Consider the following 18,547-nt stretch of genomic DNA (forward strand, 5'->3'; position numbering starts at 1 on the left):
GTTGAAAAACGGTAACGGTCATTGACAACGGTTACCCTACACAAATAACATCCGGATGATACCTGAAATTTTTAAGCCAGATAGCAGCTTGTCGCCATTCGTCAAATGTTATTGGACCTTAGAAAGCCCGCGGGAAAAAACACCGTCGAGAAACACCATCGTACCAGACGGTTGTATGAAATTGATTTTTCACTACGGCGATTTATATAAGTATCACCCTGAGGATGGAAATTCTGTAAACTTGCCGAGATGTTTCTTAATTGGACAATTGACACGACCATACGAAGTAGAGCCGACAGGTGAAACAGGGACATTTTTTGTTTGCTTTCACCCAAACGGTTTTTTACCCTTTACAACCATTCCTATAAAAGAAATGGAAAATACGGCCGTGGCATTAGAAAAACTATTTGGGAAAGATGCACAGGAAATCGAACAGAGCATTTTAAACGCCGGTTCTACTGCGGAGAGGATACATCATATCGAAACCTTTTTAGTTAATCGATTAACGAAGACAGAAGCCGTTGACTACATTGTAACATCAACTGTTGAAACTATTTTAACCGCTAACGGACAGCTATCGGTTCATGAACTTTCCAGTCAACATAAGATCAACCGAAGACAATTAGTCCGTAAATTTTCGTCCGCCATTGGCCTAAGCCCGAAACAACTGTCAAAAACGATACGGTTACAGGCTGCACTTAAAACGTTGCTTACTAAAAATACCACGAGCCTTACCGATCTGGCTTACGAAAACGACTACTTTGACCAGGCGCATTTCATAAAAGACTTCAAAGAATTTACTGGAATAACGCCCAAAGAATTTTACGGAGAACACCTGAAAATGTCTTTGATCTTTGAGACAGATGAGTAGCCTTGTCCCATTTTTACAATTTTAGGCTTTGAACCTGTTGCATCTTTGCATTGCAATAGTGCAACAGGTTCAAAATAGCCAAAAAATGAACAGCGTAAATCCAGTTGGTTGGTTTGATATTTATGTAGCTGACTTAGAACGGGCAAAAGCATTTTATGAAGCTGTATTCAACACACAGCTTGTTGACTTGCCAAATGAATGGGGGAAGCAATCATTTTTTCCATTCAACCATGAAAGCGTGAATATTTCAGGTGCATTGGTTGAAAATGAAAATAAGCTCGCAGATGGCAACAATACAATAGTTTATTTTGCTTCCGACGATTGTATCACGGAAGAATCCAGAGTGGAAAAAGCAGGCGGGAAAATTATTAAGCCTAAAACGGCAATCGGAGAGTTTGGATTTATTTCATTACTTACTGATACGGAAGGGAATACGATTGGGCTCCACTCGCAAAAGTAGGTTTACGTATGTCTTACGATATCAACCTTGCTAACAAAGTTAGAGCATATCTTGCCGAAATTCCCGGGATAGAAATTGAGGAAAAAGAAATGTTTGCTGTGCTGAATTTTATGGTAAACGGTAAAACGTGCATTTGTGTACGTGGCGAAGATTTAATGCTACGATTTGACCCAGCCTTGCAGGAAGAACTTGCAGAAAAAGAAGGGTATGAAACGATGCTGATGAAAGGCAAGGCGTATAAAGGGTACTGCTACATAAAACCAGAAGGGTTTAGGAGAAGAAGCGACTTTGAATACTTCATGAACGTATGCCTTGCCTATAACAACGAATCTAAAGCATCAACTAAAGCGAAAAAGAAAGCAACAAACCGTTGACAGACGATTTTCCATCGATGGAGTAATAGGGCTTACTTGAACTTTTGGTTCGAGTAAGCTTTTTTTGCTTAAAGGGCCTGCCATCACAACGCTCCGAACCGTTCGCTGCTCCTTAAAAAACATCCATGATCTTACCAAAGGAAAGAGACCCGCGATTCATAACCATACGGCGTGGTGGTACATTAACCGATGCCAATCACCAGTTGCTGGCCTTGTGGGCTGCTACGTGCGCCGAACACGTACTGCACCTGTTTGAGCAGGCCAATGCCGACGACAAACGACCCCGACAGGCCATCGAATTGACACGAGCGTGGGTAAACGGGGAGATACCCATGAAACAGGCGCACCAGGCGGCTTTTGCGGCCAATGCTGCGGCCAAGGGAATGCCCGAAGCGGCCAAGTTTGCCGCCCTGGCAGCCGGGCAGGCCGTGGCGGTGGCTCACGTAGCGGCCCATGAACTCGGCGCGGCTGCCTATGCCATCCGGGCGGTAAGGGCGTCGGTCCCCGAAACCGAGAAGGATACCATTGGACGAAACGAGTGCCAATGGCAGCGGGAGCAGCTTCCGGATGCCATTCGGGACCTGGTTCTGGATGACCAGCGACTACGAAATCACCTCTGCTGGTTTGTATTCGACTGCTGACATGCCGCTACGCGATGATGTCCGTGACTGATAAAAGACAATGGCAGCTAACAGGAGTTTTGGGTCAACGGGGCCGATTCCGTCTGCCGTTACGGTGCGGACGTAGAACGTCCTACTCGCATTAAACCCGGTCAGCAGATAGAAGCGCTGTGTTCGTGATTTGTCTGAACGGAAAGGCTACAACCGTTGGTATTTATTTTATCGACAAATTAGCAGTGGCTTGCATTCGGGCTTTATAAAAATGTGGGTAAGTCAGGTAGGGTGTCAGGGTGCAAATAAGTCTTAGTGGTGGGTAAACGTTGCTGATAAAAGCAAGGCAGCTGAAGCCCATTGTAGCTGATTCGCATTTCTGTTATTGGCGGCTTTTGTGCCTATAAACCAAACGTTCACCCATGAACCGACGACATTTCCTAAGCCTGTTACCTGCCTTCGCCTTCCCGGGTTCGCTGCTGTCGGCGGCTCCCGCCATGAAAGTCACCAAAGTAGAGACGTTCTACTGGAAAAGCCGCACCGATGCCCCCTGGTGGCCACACTGGACCTGGGTACGGGTTCATACCGATACCGGGCTGGTAGGCCTTGGCGAAACCTATCCCCGCAACGCCATTGAAGCCGAGGCTATTCACAGCTACATTGCCCCGATGCTGCTTGGTCGCGACCCACGCGATATTGAGAGTATTTGGCGGCAACTCTATCAGCGTGCTGACTACGAAATAGCGGGCGGGGCCGAAACGCGGGCTATCAGTGCGGTCGATCTCGCTTTGTGGGACCTGCTGGGTAAATCGCTCAATACGCCTGTCTACAGGTTAATCGGTGGTCTATCGAACCCACAGGTTCGGCTTTATAATACCTGTTTTCCCTACAAATACGATTTTAATAAGGAGCCCGAGAAGATTATGCGGGAGGTGCTGGATAAGCACGGAGTAAAAGCCATCAAAATCTGGCCGTTTGACCGGGCCGCTTTGCACAACCGGGGGCAGTACGTCACCCAGGCCGACCTGGACGAAGCGTTGATGCCGGTTCGTAAACTACGGGATGCCTTCGGGGACAGTATCGACATTTTAATCGAATTTCACGGGCACTGGAACGTACCGGCCGCCATCCGAATAGCCAAAGCGCTGGAACCGTATAAACCAATGTGGCTGGAAGATATGCTCATGCCCGGTCAGTACCAGCAATACCGTCAGTTAGCCGAAGCGACCAGTTTGCCGCTCACCATCGGCGAGCGCATGGCGGGTAAGCTTCAGTTCGAATCCCTGATGGAATCGCGGGCAGCCAAGTTCATCATGTTCGATGTGTGCTGGTGCGGAGGGTTGAGCGAGGCTCGCAAAATCACGGCCATGGCCGATGCGTACCAACTGCCGTTTGCTCCGCATACGGCGGGCGGCCCCCTGTTGTTCCATGCGTCTACGCACCTTTCGGCGGCCATGACCAACTGCGCCATTCAGGAAAGCTGCCAGCGATTCTACGAAAGCGACTGGGCAACAATGCTGGTGAATCCGCTGATGCCCAGGGATGGTATGATCACCCCACCCGATGCCCCCGGCTTTGGCATGGAGGTCAAGCCGGAGGTCTGGACTCACCCGGCGGTAGTGAAGCGCGAAAGCATTTTTACCAAATCATAGCTTGATCAGCTACCGACCAGCAGAGATCCCGGCCGTACTGGCACTATTTCGCTGGGCTAGTTTTGAGAGGTACGTATTGCGCGCACGCCGACAGGATGCGCTGAACTGGTCAGTAACGAAAACTATACAAGGAACCGGAATTCGTATAATCCACCCCCCAGCCGATGGGGCGACCTTTGTCTTGTTCGACAACTAAACAAGTACAACCATGAACAAGGTAGTGATTATCACCGGGGCCTCTTCGGGTATTGGTAACGAAAGCGCTAAGCTGTTTGCGCAGAACGGGTATCGGGTATTTGCCACTGCACGTAGCCTGGATCGTATGAAGGACCTCGAAGCACTGGGCTGCATTACGGTACGGTTAGACGTAACGGATGAAGCGAGTATTCAGCAGGCCTTTCAGCAGATTTTTGCACAGACCGATCAGGTCGACGTACTGGTCAATAACGCCGGGTTTTCGCAGAATGGCTTTTTGGAAGAGTTAACCCCACAACACCTGCGTTATCAGTTCGACGTCAATGTATTTGGGCTGGTGCGCGTGACGCAGATGGTATTACCCAAAATGCGCCAGGCCCGCAGGGGACGGATCATCAACGTAGGTTCCGTTGGGGGCGAATTTACCACGCCCGGTGCCAGCGCCTACCATGCGTCGAAATATGCGCTCGAAAGCCTGACTGACGGACTCCGGCAGGAAGTGAACCAGTTTGGTATTCAGGTTGTGCTGATCAAGCCCGGTGGCGTTGAAACCGAGTTTGTCAGTAACTCCACCGCGTTCTATCCTGAGCCCATTGACGGGAACCCCTACGGCGACTGGCGACAACGATTTACGAACATGCTCGCCACCGTGGTTGACTCGCAGAAGAGCAGTTTCCCGATCTTGACGCCCGTTGAGGTAGCTGAGGTTATTGTGCAGGCGGCTGCTGAGCCGGAGCCGCAGACCCGCTACCGCATCGGCGAAACGGCCCAGACTATGCCGCAGTTGAAGGGCAGCATGAGTGATAAGGAGTTCGACGGGCTGATGCTGAAACAATTTGGGTTTATCGACGGATGAGCGATTTTCTGAAAATAGAATCCATTAGTCAACTGCATCGGATGCTGGGGTACGACAAACCCCGGCATCCGTTAATTACCGTGATTGACTACAGCCAGGTCAAAAACCGACCGGAGCATTTCAACGTGAAAATCGTTGTTGATTTCTACGTGATCAGCCTCAAAAGTCCGGCCCCGGTAGCCCTTCAGTACGGACGGCAGTATTACGACTTCGATGAAGGAACGATGCTGTTCATGGCTCCAGGTCAGGTCTTTTCGGTTCAGGAGTTCAACGAGGATAGCCAGTATGATGGCTGGGGATTGTACTTTCACCCGGACCTGCTTGTACAGGCTGACCTGGGTAGGCGGATGAAGGAATATACCTTCTTTTCGTACGCCGTCAGCGAAGCGCTGCACGTTTCGGAGGACGAGCAACAGACGCTCTCGGTGCTGGTCGATACGATACGTAAAGAGTATAGCAGTAACCTGGATGTCTACAGCCAGCGGGTGATCGTTACCGCCATCGAACAATTGCTCAACTACGCGCAGCGGTTCTACGGACGGCAGTTTCTGACCCGGCAGAAATTCAATACCGACCTCATCTCCCGATTCGAAGCGTTGCTGGCCGGTTACTTTGCTAGGGGGCAGCAGACGGAGCAGGGTCTTCCGGCCGTCGAATACCTGGCGGCTGAACTGCACCTGTCGCCCAGCTACCTGACCGACCTCCTTAAACGCGAAACGGGTAAGACCACGAAAGAGTACATTCAGACTTACGTCATTGAGCAGGCGAAACTCCGGCTGCTGAACTCCACCGAAACGGTCAACGAAATTGCGTATGGACTGGGGTTCGACTATCCGCAGTACTTCAATCGGCTTTTCAAGGCCAAAACGGGCATGACGCCCGTGGAGTACCGGACGCTGAACTGATGCCTATTCGCGTCGCCATTACTCATGGCTGGTCAGCTAATGTCCGAAAAGTACCGAGTAAAGTAAATCCTGTTCTAACGGCGGGGGTAGCGGCCAAAATACCTTTGTGTCAGTCAATCAACGCAGCATATGACACAACAGGAACAACTTACGCAATGGATTTTTGAACCGGCCCACTGCAAAATCGGCTTTTCCGTAACGCACTTCGGCATCACCGAAACGGAGGGACATTTCACCCGCTTCGAGGGGGCCGTCGCTACGGATACCGATGATTTTTCCGATGCCCGGGTAACGATGCATATCGACGTGAGCAGCATCGATACGCTGGAAGCGCAACGGAACGCGCATCTGCTTTCGGCCGATTTCTTCGATGCCGCCCGGTATCCCCGGATGACGTTCGTCAGCACAGACATGCACGTAGTTGCGAAAAATACCTACAAAATGACCGGCGACCTGACCATCCGGGGCGTTCCGAAGCCGGTGGAACTGGATGTAATGTTTACCGGCATCGTACCGAAAGATCCGTTTGGTCATACCAAAGCCGGGTTGAAAGTAACCGGTACTATCAACCGCAAAGAGTGGGGGATGACCTGGAACAACATCATGGATTTTGGTGGGCTGGCCGTGGGTGAACAGGTACGAATCAACTGTCAGATAGAACTGCAAAAGCAATGACCCCGAACCACAAGCAACGAATCTGGGTGATCACCGGCGTGTCGAGCGGCCTTGGGAAAGCCCTCGCCGAACAGGTGATGACGCAGGGCGACCGGGTAATCGGTACGTGTCGCCAACCCGGGCAGGTTGAGAATTTTACCACAACAAATCCCGGTCGGGGATACGGGCTGCTGCTGGACCTAACCCGTCGGGACCAGATAGAACAGGTTGCGCAGGCGGTTGAGCGCGAATGGGGGCGTATCGATGTACTGGTTAATAACGCTGGTTTCGGCTTTGCCGGGGCCATCGAGGAAACTACCGATACTGAACTGCGCGCTATTTTCGAGACTAACTTTTTCGGGACTATGGCGCTTACCAATGCGTTTCTGCCCCTGTTCCGGCGGCAACGGAGCGGACACATCATCCAGCTATCGTCGCATGGGGGCGTCAGGGCATTTCCGGGTTTTGGTGGGTATAATGCCAGCAAGTTTGCGCTGGAGGGAGCCAGTGAAGCCCTGGCGGCCGAAGTAGCTCCCCTGGGCATCAACGTGAGTATTGTTGAGCCGGGGCCATTTCGAACGGATTTTGCGGGCAGTAGCTTCGGGCAGGCAGCGCAGCGACTGGCCGATTATGAACCAACGGCCGGGGCGTTCCGCGACCGTATGGCGCAGGTGAATGGTCGGCAGGAAGGCGATCCTGTAAAAGCTGCCGAAGCAATCTGGCAACTCAGCAACCAGGAAAATCCACCCCTTCGGCTGCCCCTTGGGCGTATCGCTCTGGCGTCGATCTTGGCCAAAATAGAGAGTCTTCGACAGGATGTGGAGGCCGGCCGGGACGTAGCCACCCAGGCCGTATTCGAACCGGCTGGTTGAAGTAGAGAATACAGAGAGGCCGCTTATGCCTATGGAGTCGGGGAGGGGTATCCCATAGGGATGCTCGTTCCGCTCCGGCATAATCGGCTTTTGTGCATGAAACGATTAACCCTACTTTTTCTGGTCCAGCTACTGAGCGTGCTGGTTCCCCGGCTCTATGGGCAGACAACCGGCAAAGGTGACCGGATTACCGGGGCCAATTTTGCAACCCGCAGCCCTGTGCTGGGTCGGCACGGTATGGTGGCCACCAGTCACCCGCTGGCTACGCAGGTTGGACTGGACGTACTGAAGCAGGGTGGTACGGCCATTGATGCCGCCATTGCCGCCAATGCCCTGCTCGGGCTGGTCGAGCCCAACAACTGCGGCATTGGGGGCGATCTGTTCGCCATTGTCTGGTCGGCCAAAGACCACCGGCTCTATGCCCTCAACGCCAGCGGGCGCTCACCGAAAGGGGTGACCTACGAAGGTATGCAAAAACTACTGGGCAGCCGTACCCAGCTTCCGCTCTATGGTCCTTTATCGGTTTCGGTGCCGGGGGCCGTCGATGGCTGGTTTCAACTGCACAGCCGGTTCGGTAAGCTGCCCATGCGTAACCTGCTGGCCCCTGGCATTCGCTACGCCAGAGAAGGGGTTCCGGTGGCGCAGGTTATTGCTTATTCCTGGCAGGTAGCCGCCCGGCGACTGGCCGCCAATCGGGACGAAATTCATGAGTTCGAGAATTTCCAGCGGACATTTCTACCGGGTGGTCAGCCCCCGTTCGAAGGCCAGCTTTTCAAAAATCCGGATTTAGCCACAACCTATGCCGCCATTGCTTCCGGCGGGCGCGATGCCTTCTACAAGGGTCGGTTGGCGGAGGTCATGGACCAATACGCCCGTCGGACCGGTATGCCGCTACGGAAAGAAGATTTGACCGCTCACCGGAGTACGTGGATTGACCCGGTGTCGGTTAATTACCGGGGCTACGACGTGTACGAACTGCCGCCAAACGGCCAGGGCGTAGCGGTTTTGCAGATGCTGAACATACTGGAAGGCTACGACCTGAAAAAGATGGGGCACAACAGCGCCGATTACCTGCATCTGCTGGTAGAAGCCAAAAAGCTGGCCTACGAAGATCGGGCCCGCTACTACGCCGATCCCGAGTTCAGCGACATACCGCTCAACTGGCTGGTGTCAAAAGACTACGCAGCCCAGCGCCGGAAGCTGATCGATCCCGCGAAAGCCGCTGAGCGCCTGGATGCCGGTGATCCGGCGCTGAAAACCGGCGATACGGTGTTTCTGAGCGTAGCCGACGAGGAAGGTAATATGGTGTCGTTCATCCAGAGTAACATGCTGGAATTCGGGAGCGGTCTGGTCCCCGATGGGCTGGGCTTTGTCTTTCACAACCGGGGTACCAGTTTTACGATGAAGCCCGGCCACGCCAATGTGTACGCCCCCGGCAAACGGCCCTTCACGACCATCATCCCTGGTTTCGTACTGAAAGATGGGCAACCGTTTCTGAGTTTCGGCGTGATGGGCGGGCCGGTGCAGCCCCAGGGCCATGTGCAGGTGCTGTGTAATCTGATTGATTTCGGGATGAACGTTCAGGAAGCTGGTGATGCCGCCCGGTTCAGTCATTCGGGCAGTAGTGAGCCCATCGGAACCCTCATGACCGATGGCGGGCGTCTGGCGCTCGAATCCGGTATTGCCAACGACGTGCGGGCTGATCTGGAACGACGTGGCCATCGCCTGGCCGAAACAGATTTCTTCGGTGGCTATCAGGCCATTCAGTGGGATGCTGTCAATCGAATCTATTGGGGTGCTTCCGAAATGCGGAAGGATGGTCAGGCGGCCGGGTATTAATTACGCTCCGTCGTGAGACTTACGAAATATCGTAAAAGTCTGAACGGTTTCTTAATTCTGAAGAGAAGTTTAGTTCTTGATTGTCAATAGAATAACAGACTTAGTGCCGGTGGTACAGACCTTGCAACAGGAAAGGTAACTGCTTTACGACTGGCATGTGTACCGCAACGTATCTACCCCTCAGCCCAACCGGCTTTATCCTGACTCACAGTCGCGACGAGAAAGCGATCCGTCCGTCGGCCCTTTTGCCGGAGGGTGTTCAGATCGGCGATTTTCGCGTTACGTTCCCCAGGGACCCCCAGGGCCACGGCACCTGGATCGCTGCATCGACGGAGATGACCGTTTGTTTGCTCAACGGCGGTTTTGTGCCCCACCTGCCGCAGCCCCCATATCGACACAGCCGTGGGCTGGTTCCGCTGCACGTCTTTACGTATTCCTCCATCCAGGCGTTTGCGGATGCCTATGACTTTGCCGGTGTCGAGCCGTTTACGCTGCTTGCGCTGGAATCCGACCGACTGACGGAACTGCGCTGGACGGGTCGGCGGCTATTCATTCACGACAAAGATCCGAAGCGGCCGCACATCTGGTCGTCGGTGACGCTCTATACCCCGGAGGTGATCGAAAAGCGCGAAGCCTGGTTTCGCAACTGGCAACTGAGCCACCCAAACCCATCCGTCGCCGACATCCGGGCGTTTCATCAGTTCACCGGAGATGGCGACCGGGAAAATGCCCTCCGTATGAACCGTAACAACGAGCTTTTTACGGTCAGCCTGACCAGCGTCGTCCATCGTCCCGACCAGACGGAGATGATCTACCAGGATTTTGTGCAGCAACTCGTCCGCCAGATACCCATTCATGAATCCGCCTATGCAACCGCTTAGTTCGTCCGTTAATCAACCCGCCAGTTTCCGGGAAACAGTACAGGCATTTCTGCCCCGCTTCCGGTTCGATAGTCCGTTCTTTATCCGGTTGCGGCACTGGGAATACTGGCCGTTTGCGGTGGTGTACTTCCCCATCTTCATCTATCACCTCTGGCTGTCGATTAAAGCGCGGTCGCTGTTTTTCTTTTCGGCGGCCAACCCGTCCATCGAAACGGGGGGACTTCTGGGCGAATCGAAAATTGACATTCTGGATCGCATCAGCGATGAGTTCAAGCCGAAAACACTGTTTGTTACTCGTCAGGCTCACATTGATGTGGTACTGAGGCAGGTATCGGAACTGAGACTGACGTACCCGCTGATAGCCAAGCCCAACGTAGGGGAGCGAGGCTGGCGGGTCGAAAAGATTGAGCACTGGGAGGACCTGGTCAATTACAAACAAAGTAGTCCGGCCGATTTTCTGATTCAGGAGTACGTCGATGAACCGCTCGAACTGGGCATATTTTACTATCGGTCTCCTGAGCCGCGTTCGGACGGTCAGGCGCAGGGTGTGATTTCGTCCATCGTGCAGAAAGAGTTCCTGACCATTCGCGGAAACGGCCTCAATTGCATTGAAGAGCTGATCATGCAGAACGAACGGGCTATTCTGCAACTGCCCGCCCTGAAGGCGAAGTACGGGCATCGCTTCCATGACATACCCGCACCCGGCGAGACGATCACGCTGGTGTCGATCGGGAATCATAGCAAGGGAACCAAGTTTCTGGACGCCAATCATCTGATTACCCCCGAACTGACCCGCGTGTTTGACCGTATCAGCGCCCCCATTGTCGGCTTTTACTACGGCCGCTACGATTTGCGCTGCCGCAGCGTGGCCGATCTGTACGCCGGTCGGCACATTCACATTCTGGAACTGAACGGTGCCGGGGCCGAACCAGCGCATATTTACCACCCAGGGTTTTCGATCTGGAAGGCCTACCGGGTGCTGTTTCATCATTGGCGGGTGCTGTACGACATCAGTCGGGCGAATCACCGCCGGGGCGTTGCCTACATGAGCCTGCGCGAAGCTATCCAATTCTGGCGCCGGATGCAGCGGGGGAAGAAAGCCTGACCGCCCGAATTACCGCACAACTAGAAATCATCATGAACTCATTGTTTAGTCCTATCAATAGAGATTTGTCGGGCCTGCACGTCCTTGTTACGGCCGGTCCGACCCACGAAGCCATCGACCCCGTACGATACATCGGCAATCATTCAACCGGAAAAATGGGCTATGCTGTGGCCGATGTACTGGCAGAGCGCGGGGCAACGGTTACACTCGTCAGCGGCCCGACGAACCTGACGGCCCAGCACCACGCCATTACGGTGATTCGGGTTCGGTCAGCGGCCGAGATGTACGAGGCCTGCCTGGATTATTTTCCTACGGCCTCGATCACGGTATTGGCCGCGGCTGTGGCCGATTATACGCCCAAAGTGGTGGCTAACCGGAAGATCAAGAAGCAGGAGACTGCATTTATGCTGGAACTGGTCAGGACGGTCGACATTGCGGCCAGTCTGGGGCAGCAGAAGAGCGACGACCAGTTTATGGTTGGCTTTGCGCTGGAAACGGATAACGAGCTGGCCAACGCGCAGGCCAAGCTGGTCAGTAAGAACCTGGATCTGATCGTATTGAATTCGCTCCGTGACGAGGGGGCTGCGTTCGGTCACGACACCAATCAGATTACCATTCTGCACCGCGACGGTGGCATTCACCGCTTCGGGTTAAAAGCCAAACGGGAAGTAGCCCGTGATATCGTCGATGAAATTATCGTTGCGCTGAATACTGCTCACCTGAACTGATATAACCATGACCAACGAAACCAAATACTGGTACCTGAAGAATCATCAGCTATTCGACGAACTATCGCGCAACGCCATCAACGAAATCTGCTACCTGAGCCACTTCCGAATGCACCGGAAAGGGGATGTGATCAATCTGTCGCAGGACGAAGATCGGGTGTATACGCTGAAGGTCGGTATCCTGAAAATTGTGGAACTGGATACAGAGGGCAACGAACAACTCGTTGAAGTGCTACGGCCAGATGATCTGTTCGGGCAGTTTACGCTGACGCCGGCGGAAACGAATCAGTATGCCGTTGTGCTGTCGGATTACGTAACATTCTGTAGCTTTCTGGTGACTGACTTTGAGCGGGTCATCCAGCAGCATCCGTCGCTCGGCATTCGGTTTACCAAGCTGGTTGGACTGCGGTTACGGCGGCTTGAAAATCGGTATATCAATTTGATGTACAAAGACGTTCGAACCCGTTTTCGCTTATTTTTGAAGGAGTGGGTTGAAAAGGACGCCAAGCCCGACCAACCGTACGTACTCAACAATTACCTGACCCACAAGGACATCTCGCGGATGATCTGCAGCAACCGGCAGGTGGTCAGCGAACTATTCAGTGAATACCGGCAGGCGGGGATGCTGGAGTATAACCGCAGCCAGATTATCATTACCAACCCGGCGCTGCTCGACGTGGCATGACGCGCTCTGGGCCACTCAAACACGTATTACCCGCCATGAAAACCGCTCATCAGGCCATCAACGAGGCCGACCGCGTGCTGCACAGTCTGGCTCAGTTCATTGCCCTGACCGGTACCCAACTGCTCGACCAGCAACCCGACGACAGCCACACGAACATGGCCTGGAATCCCGGTCAGCACCGGCTGGAAGGCAGGCCGTTTGTCCGCAATGGCCAGTCGGTCAGGCTGATCATTGATACCAGGGCGTTTACCCTGGCGTTCATTGACCAGACAGAAACGGTTATGGCGTCGTTTTCGCCCGACAACCGGACGCCCACCGATGCTGCGGCCTGGTGGAAGAGCCAGCTACAGGCGTGGGGCGTTCAGGACATCAAACCCGTGAATTACCGGCTCGATCCACCGGTAGACCAGCTTACGCCCTACGTTCGTCCGGATGGACTGCCGGAATGGGGACAATGGCGAACCCTGGCTAATACGGCCCTCACGAGGCTGAACGAGTGGAGCGGCCGCGCCAGCGAGGTGCGCGTCTGGCCGCATCATTTCGACACGGGGGTTTACTATACCATTCCGGATGCAGCCGGGCAGGAGCGGGCAGCCATCTGGGCCGGTTACGCCATCGCCGACGCCTTGAGCGACGAACCGTATTTTTATCAATCCGGCTACGACCGTAGCCACGCTGTTGACTTTGGCGCAGCGCCAGCGTTGCCGGTCGGCCAGTGGCTGGTCACCGACGGCTGGAAAGGCGCGTTCCTGCCCCTGTCGGCCATCGAAACCGACGAGGCCGTGGACGCCTTCTTCCGGGAAAGCTACGCCTGGTTGAACCAACAGGTGGCGTAAGTATAACGGGGCAGTTACTCGTGCGTCCACTTCACCCGCCACGGGTCGTTGGTGACCTCCTGGAAGTTTCGCAGCGAAGCCAGTAACGTATCATACACCGCCTTATGGGGTTTGCTATCGGCCAGATTCGTTCGTTCCTGCGGGTCCTTTTCCAGATCGTACAATTCAAAGGCCGGGCGACGTACGTACGCATCTTTGCTCCGCTGGCCGTACTGCGTTTTCCCGGATTTCAGGAAACCCTGCCAGGTGGCCGAATTCCACAGATCGGCCGCGAACGGAAAGGGCAGGTCGTGCGCTACGTTCCAGATGAGCTTGTAGCGCTTGGTCACCACTGATCGCATAGGGTAGTACATCGTTACCTCGTGGAAGGTGTGCGACAGAAATACCGTATCTCCCTTGAACGAAGCTGGATTTGTTCCGTTGATACGATCGAAATAAGGTTTCCAGGACTTGCCGTGAAAGTAGTCCGTAGGGCCGCGCTCCCCGTACTCGCCACCGCCCTGTGGCCGGTTGGCTGCGGCCAGAACCGGGGGATTGAGCCCGGCAAAATCCAGCAGTGTCGGCGCTACGTCTACCCACGATACCAGTTCGTCGCACACCTGATTTTTGCGGGTTGAGTAGGGGTTCCGGACGATGAGCGGCAATCGGACGCCCGGCTCATAATGCGTCGTTTTGGCACCGGGTACCGGCATGCCGTTGTCCGAGAGATAGATAACGATGGTATTGTCCCACAGGCCTTTCTCCTTCAGCAGGTCGAATAGCCGACCGATACCCTGATCCATGCGCGATACGGACTGGTAGTACTGCGCCAGTTCGGCTTTGGTTTCAGGGGCGTCCGGCAAAAAGTACGGCACCCGCAGCGAATCCATTCCATACAGCGTTTCAGTTACGCCTTCGTGCCCATTGGGTTTATTGCCGTGGGGATTGGCCTCATACGGCAGGTTTTTGTTGGAGCCGGCCCGGTGCGGATCAGTGGTGCAGAAGTATAGAAAGAAGGGTTTACTGCGGTTATTCTCCAGAAACGTAACGCATTGATTCGCCATCTTCACCGGATTGGAACCGTCTTCGCTCAGGGCTTCGTCGAAAGGGTAGGAGCTGGCAGGCGCTACGTGGTATTTGCCGATACGGGCCGTGGTGTAGCCAGCATTGTGCAGGAGCGCCGGCATGGTTTTTAACCCTTCGTGCGATCGGAAATGGTGGGTAGCGTGGGCCAGACCGTACTGACCGTTGTTATGATTATGCCGTCCCGAAAGCAGGGTGGAGCGGCTGGGGCTGCACGACGACGTAGTGGCATACGCGCGGGTGAACCGAACGCCTTCTTTGGCAAGGTAATCCAGATTGGGTGTTTTAACGCTTCGGTTGCCGTAGCAGCCAACGGCGCTCAGATCGTGGTCGTCGCCGACAATCAGCACAAAGTTAGGGCGTTGCTGCGCCGTTGTTGCTGTGGAAGGACGTGGGGTCTGGGCCAGAGCCGGTCGGAATGCCACCTGGCTGATTAGCAGCAGGCAGGAAACGAATGATTTCATAAAGAAGCCAGGAGTCTGGTATGAACCAGCGGAATAGTCAAGTAAAAAAGATGAGGGGCAATACCGGTAAAAGCAAAAAAGGAGCCGCTCTTACTACCAAAGCCTTTGGTTTTCCCGTGGTCGGCGGGGGTAATTTCTGCCGATTTTGAAAAATAAGTTGACTCGTGGGAACGAATTTTGAACAATGTTCATTTTATGGGGTAAATAGAGACGTACATGGGTGTTGCCGAGCGGAAAGCGAAAGAAAAAGAAGAGCTACGAAACCTGATTTTGCAGGGAGCCAGAAAGCTCTTTGTGCAGAAGGGGATCGAGCAAACCACTATCCGGAGCATTGCCGAAGCTATTGATTACAGCATCGGCACCGTTTACGTGTACTTTAAAGATAAAAACGCCATTCTGCACGCCTTGCACACACAGGGGTTTGCGGATCTGGGCGGGCAGTTTACGGTGCTGTTCAACGTAGCCGACCCGATGGAACGGCTCAAGGCGATGGGACGGGTGTATATCCGGTTTGCCCTTGATAATCCGGATATGTACGATCTGATGTTCAGTATAAAAGCGCCCATGGAATACCTGAATGCCGTCAACGAGGAATGGTCGGAAGGTAAAACGGCTTTCAATGTGCTGCGGACAACCGTACAGCAATGTATGGAAGCCGGGCATTTCAAGGGGCACCAGCTCGAGCCGCTGACGTTCATGATCTGGAGTCTGGTACATGGCATGTGCAGCTTGGAGATCGGCCAGCGAACAAAAGGCGTGAATCTGCAGGATGCCGATGGTATTGTGGAACAGGCGTTCGGCGAATTTTTGAAAATACTCGATACGTTATAATTTTTTTACCCTCTAAATGAACAATGTTCAATTAAAAAACGATGATCAATGTTGCGACTATTTTCACTTCTGTTACTCACTGCGACGCTGGCCTCAACTACGTTGGCTCAGTCGAAGCCGGACGCTATTCTCGGTGAATGGCTCTCACCCAAAAAAGACTCCCGGCTGCTCATCTACCAACAGGCTGGCAAGTACTTCGGCAAGATTACCTGGGGAACGGGTGGGCCAGCCAAGGATGAAAAGAACCCGAATCCCGCGTTGCGCAACCGGGATCTGATCGGGCTGGTCATTCTCAACGATTTTCAGCACGACGGTGAGCAAACCTGGGAAGGAGGCACCATCTACGATCCCCGCGACGGGAAAACGTACTCCTGCAAAATGACCCTGAAGGACGCCAGTAATCTGAGCATTCGCGGCTACGTCGGCGTGTCGCTGTTTGGCCGAAGCGAAGTGTGGACGAAAGTCAAAGGAGCCAGCAACCAATAAACACATACGGACATGGTACTCAAAACCTCTGAAAAGAATCGGCTGCGGGAGCAGTATGGACCCTGGGCCGTCGTAACCGGGGCCTCATCGGGCATTGGTCTGGAACTGGCGCAGCAACTGGCCAGCGCCGGGTTGCATCTGGTCCTCAATGCCCGGCAGATTGAACGACTGGCACCCGTAGCTGAGCAGTTGAGGGATACCTACGGCATCGACGTGCGGATCGTGGCTACCGATGTGTCGGAGTCGGTGGGTGTGCAGCAGCTTATCGACAGTACCAGCGACCTCAGCGTTGGCTTGCTCGTGCAATCGGCGGGGTTTGGTACGTCGGGACTGTTTCTCCAGTCGAGCCTTTCTGAAGAGATCAACATGCTGCGGGTAAACGGCGAGGCTGTGCTGGCGCTGACCCATCACTACGGGCAGCGCTTCGTGGCCCAGCATCGGGGCGGTATCATCCTGCTAAGTTCGATGGTGGCCTTCCAGGGCGTTCCGTACGCAGCCAACTATGCCGCTACCAAAGCCTACGTGCAGTCGCTGGCCGAAGCGCTGGCGCTGGAGTTGAAACCAGAGGGTGTCGATGTGCTGGCTGCGGCACCGGGGCCGGTCAGGAGTGGGTTTGAGCAGCGGGCCAACATGGCCATGAACATGGCGCTGACCCCCGAGCAGGTAGGGGTACCGATTCTGCGGGCTTTGGGCCGACAAACGACGGTGTTGCCCGGCTGGCTGACCAAAGTGTTAGTATATGCCCTCCGGACGGTGCCACGCTGGGGAAAGGTACGGATCATGCAGCAGGTGATGGGTGGCATGACCCAGCATCAGCGACAACTTCAGCCAAACGTATGAACGCTTTTCTGAGCCAACTCCGCCACAGCAATGAACCGTTGTATTATTTCGGGCTCGGGTGTCTAGTGGCTGCGCTGCTTTGTCTGGTGCTGATCCAGTTTACCCACACGCAGGTACTCGGCGTTAATGCCTGGTACAAGCCGATGAAGTTCTTTCTGGCCACCGGTATTTTTGTCTGGACGATGGCCTGGTACATGCAGTACCTGGGCAACAACCGGGCGGTGGTCTGGTATTCGTGGGGGCTTATCGTGCTGTTCACGTTTGAAGATGGGTACATTGCCTGGCAGGCAGCCCGGGGACAGTTGTCGCACTTCAACGTCAGTACGCCCCTGTATAGCACGCTGTACGGGCTGATGGCTGTTGCGGCCGTGGGTATTTCGCTCTGGACGGCCTACATTGCCCTGCTGTTCTTTCAACAGGACCTGCCGGACCTGTCAGGGGCGTATTTGTGGGGCATTCGGCTGGGGCTGCTTTTATTCATCGTGTTCTCCATGCAGGGGTTGAGCATGGGGGCGCGGCTGACACATACGATCGGTGGCGCAGACGGTAGTCCGGGTTTGCCCGTGGTCAACTGGAGCCGACGCTACGGGGATCTGCGGATTGCCCATTTTCTGGGGATGCACGCCCTGCAAATCCTGCCCCTGCTGTCGTTTTACGTGCTGAAAAGCGTACGGGCTACGGTCATAGCCGGACTGCTGTATGCCATTCTGACCACGTTCGTGTTCTGGCAGGCAATGCAGGGCAGGCCGCTGTTACGGTAGAAGTAGGCTGGTAAACCAGTTTGCCGATACGTACGAACCATTGATCGCACGGGTTCGAGTAAGCCCCGAAACCCAGCCTGTTCATAAGCTGGGTTTCGGGGGCGATTGCTTTTAGCCATACAAGCTGAACAAGACTTTAGGCGTGCAGTCGGGGAGAGGGGTCTAGGCCGGATGGTCGGTAGTGTCTGGCCTGGCCGGTAGACGACAACCGGTTTTGGGCCTGTTGGCTAAGGTTAGCAAGTACGTCGGTGTGCTGCGCAAGGGTCTGGTAGTTGTTAGATAACGTACCGGAATGTACGTCAGGCTGACTCATGTTGGTCACCAGGATGGCAAGTTGATCCTGCATTGCCAGTGCTAATTCAGTAAGGCCATTATCCGGAGACGAATTGTTGGCCGAATGGGTTTGAATTCGCTGAATAAGCTGTTGGTAGGTCGTATAAAAGGTTGAAACAGCCTCAATCCAGTTAGAAAAAATCTGTTCACAAGCTTCTGTCGTCAAGGGAACAGACATCAACGGTGCCGATTTTGTAAACATTCTGTTGAATGAGTTGCTATAAGTGAGTGTTGTGGATTTAAAAC

General features: G+C 54.1%; 21 protein-coding genes. 19 read left to right on the forward strand and 2 right to left on the reverse strand.

Features of this window, described 5'->3' with window-relative positions; genetic code table 11:
• The first annotated feature begins 55 nt into the window (after positions 1-55).
• The 15 genes from BN8_RS08895 to BN8_RS08965 all read left to right on the forward strand — a co-directional run bounded on the left by BN8_RS08895 (position 56) and on the right by BN8_RS08965 (position 13,524).
• Positions 56-871 (forward strand): helix-turn-helix transcriptional regulator, encoded by an 816-nt coding sequence (locus tag BN8_RS08895; protein WP_009281508.1) that lies wholly within the window; start codon positions 56-58, stop codon positions 869-871.
• Between the two features lie 58 nt (positions 872-929).
• The gene (locus BN8_RS08900) at positions 930-1,331 is read left to right on the forward strand and encodes a VOC family protein (RefSeq protein ID WP_202806387.1); all 402 of its coding nucleotides are present in this window, start codon (positions 930-932) and stop codon (positions 1,329-1,331) included.
• Positions 1,332-1,339: 8 nt separating this feature from the next.
• Complete coding sequence (locus BN8_RS08905; RefSeq protein ID WP_009281509.1) at positions 1,340-1,705, forward strand: TfoX/Sxy family protein; 366 nt, start codon at positions 1,340-1,342, stop codon at positions 1,703-1,705.
• 125 nt (positions 1,706-1,830) lie between these two features.
• The gene (locus BN8_RS08910; RefSeq protein WP_009281510.1) at positions 1,831-2,346 is read left to right on the forward strand and encodes a putative immunity protein; all 516 of its coding nucleotides are present in this window, start codon (positions 1,831-1,833) and stop codon (positions 2,344-2,346) included.
• 392 nt (positions 2,347-2,738) lie between these two features.
• On the forward strand, positions 2,739-3,968 hold the full coding sequence (locus tag BN8_RS08915) for a mandelate racemase/muconate lactonizing enzyme family protein (RefSeq protein WP_009281511.1): 1,230 nt from the start codon (positions 2,739-2,741) through the stop codon (positions 3,966-3,968).
• A gap of 208 nt (positions 3,969-4,176) precedes the next feature.
• On the forward strand, positions 4,177-5,019 hold the full coding sequence (locus BN8_RS08920) for an SDR family NAD(P)-dependent oxidoreductase (RefSeq protein ID WP_009281512.1): 843 nt from the start codon (positions 4,177-4,179) through the stop codon (positions 5,017-5,019).
• Positions 5,016-5,924 (forward strand): helix-turn-helix domain-containing protein, encoded by a 909-nt coding sequence (locus BN8_RS08925; RefSeq protein ID WP_009281513.1) that lies wholly within the window; start codon positions 5,016-5,018, stop codon positions 5,922-5,924. The genes BN8_RS08920 and BN8_RS08925 overlap by 4 nt, the downstream gene beginning before the upstream one ends.
• A gap of 129 nt (positions 5,925-6,053) precedes the next feature.
• On the forward strand, positions 6,054-6,599 hold the full coding sequence (locus tag BN8_RS08930; RefSeq protein ID WP_009281514.1) for a YceI family protein: 546 nt from the start codon (positions 6,054-6,056) through the stop codon (positions 6,597-6,599).
• The gene (locus BN8_RS08935) at positions 6,596-7,450 is read left to right on the forward strand and encodes an oxidoreductase (protein ID WP_009281515.1); all 855 of its coding nucleotides are present in this window, start codon (positions 6,596-6,598) and stop codon (positions 7,448-7,450) included. The genes BN8_RS08930 and BN8_RS08935 overlap by 4 nt, the downstream gene beginning before the upstream one ends.
• Before the next feature lie 96 nt (positions 7,451-7,546).
• Positions 7,547-9,289, forward strand: a complete 1,743-nt coding sequence (ggt, locus tag BN8_RS08940) for a gamma-glutamyltransferase (RefSeq protein WP_040005663.1) — start codon at positions 7,547-7,549, stop codon at positions 9,287-9,289.
• Positions 9,290-9,444: 155 nt separating this feature from the next.
• Complete coding sequence (locus BN8_RS08945; protein ID WP_009281517.1) at positions 9,445-10,170, forward strand: NRDE family protein; 726 nt, start codon at positions 9,445-9,447, stop codon at positions 10,168-10,170.
• Positions 10,157-11,275: an ATP-grasp domain-containing protein gene (locus BN8_RS08950; protein WP_051041017.1), complete on the forward strand. Its 1,119-nt coding sequence runs from the start codon at positions 10,157-10,159 to the stop codon at positions 11,273-11,275. Before BN8_RS08945 ends, BN8_RS08950 begins: the two co-directional genes overlap by 14 nt.
• Before the next feature lie 32 nt (positions 11,276-11,307).
• Positions 11,308-12,003, forward strand: a complete 696-nt coding sequence (locus BN8_RS08955) for a phosphopantothenoylcysteine decarboxylase domain-containing protein (RefSeq protein WP_051041018.1) — start codon at positions 11,308-11,310, stop codon at positions 12,001-12,003.
• 7 nt (positions 12,004-12,010) lie between these two features.
• A complete protein-coding gene (locus tag BN8_RS08960) occupies positions 12,011-12,688 on the forward strand; it encodes a Crp/Fnr family transcriptional regulator (protein ID WP_009281520.1) in 678 nt (225 codons plus the stop codon).
• A 35-nt stretch (positions 12,689-12,723) separates the two neighbouring features.
• Positions 12,724-13,524, forward strand: coding sequence for a hypothetical protein (locus BN8_RS08965; protein WP_040005664.1), 801 nt, complete (start codon positions 12,724-12,726; stop codon positions 13,522-13,524).
• A 14-nt stretch (positions 13,525-13,538) separates the two neighbouring features.
• On the opposite strand, the gene BN8_RS08970 is transcribed toward BN8_RS08965, so the two are convergent.
• Positions 13,539-15,050 (reverse strand): sulfatase family protein, encoded by a 1,512-nt coding sequence (locus BN8_RS08970; protein WP_009281522.1) that lies wholly within the window; start codon positions 15,048-15,050, stop codon positions 13,539-13,541.
• 216 nt (positions 15,051-15,266) lie between these two features.
• Between BN8_RS08970 and BN8_RS08975 the strand changes: the two genes are divergently transcribed.
• From BN8_RS08975 to BN8_RS08990, 4 genes are read left to right on the forward strand one after another with little or no spacing between them, the layout of a single operon-like run.
• Entirely contained in the window at positions 15,267-15,881 is a 615-nt protein-coding gene (locus BN8_RS08975) for a TetR/AcrR family transcriptional regulator (RefSeq protein ID WP_009281524.1), read from the forward strand.
• A gap of 48 nt (positions 15,882-15,929) precedes the next feature.
• Positions 15,930-16,367 carry a DUF2147 domain-containing protein gene (locus BN8_RS08980; protein ID WP_009281525.1) on the forward strand — a complete coding sequence of 146 codons (438 nt, stop codon included), beginning with the start codon at positions 15,930-15,932 and terminating at the stop codon, positions 16,365-16,367.
• 12 nt (positions 16,368-16,379) lie between these two features.
• Positions 16,380-17,207: an SDR family NAD(P)-dependent oxidoreductase gene (locus BN8_RS08985; protein WP_009281526.1), complete on the forward strand. Its 828-nt coding sequence runs from the start codon at positions 16,380-16,382 to the stop codon at positions 17,205-17,207.
• Positions 17,204-17,968, forward strand: a complete 765-nt coding sequence (locus BN8_RS08990; RefSeq protein WP_009281527.1) for a hypothetical protein — start codon at positions 17,204-17,206, stop codon at positions 17,966-17,968. The genes BN8_RS08985 and BN8_RS08990 overlap by 4 nt, the downstream gene beginning before the upstream one ends.
• A gap of 136 nt (positions 17,969-18,104) precedes the next feature.
• On the opposite strand, the gene BN8_RS08995 is transcribed toward BN8_RS08990, so the two are convergent.
• On the reverse strand, positions 18,105-18,479 hold the full coding sequence (locus BN8_RS08995) for a hypothetical protein (protein ID WP_144051629.1): 375 nt from the start codon (positions 18,477-18,479) through the stop codon (positions 18,105-18,107).
• Between the last annotated feature and the right edge of the window lie 68 nt (positions 18,480-18,547).

Origin of the sequence: Fibrisoma limi BUZ 3, from assembly GCF_000296815.2 — a bacterium.
Classification (GTDB): domain Bacteria; phylum Bacteroidota; class Bacteroidia; order Cytophagales; family Spirosomataceae; genus Fibrisoma; species Fibrisoma limi.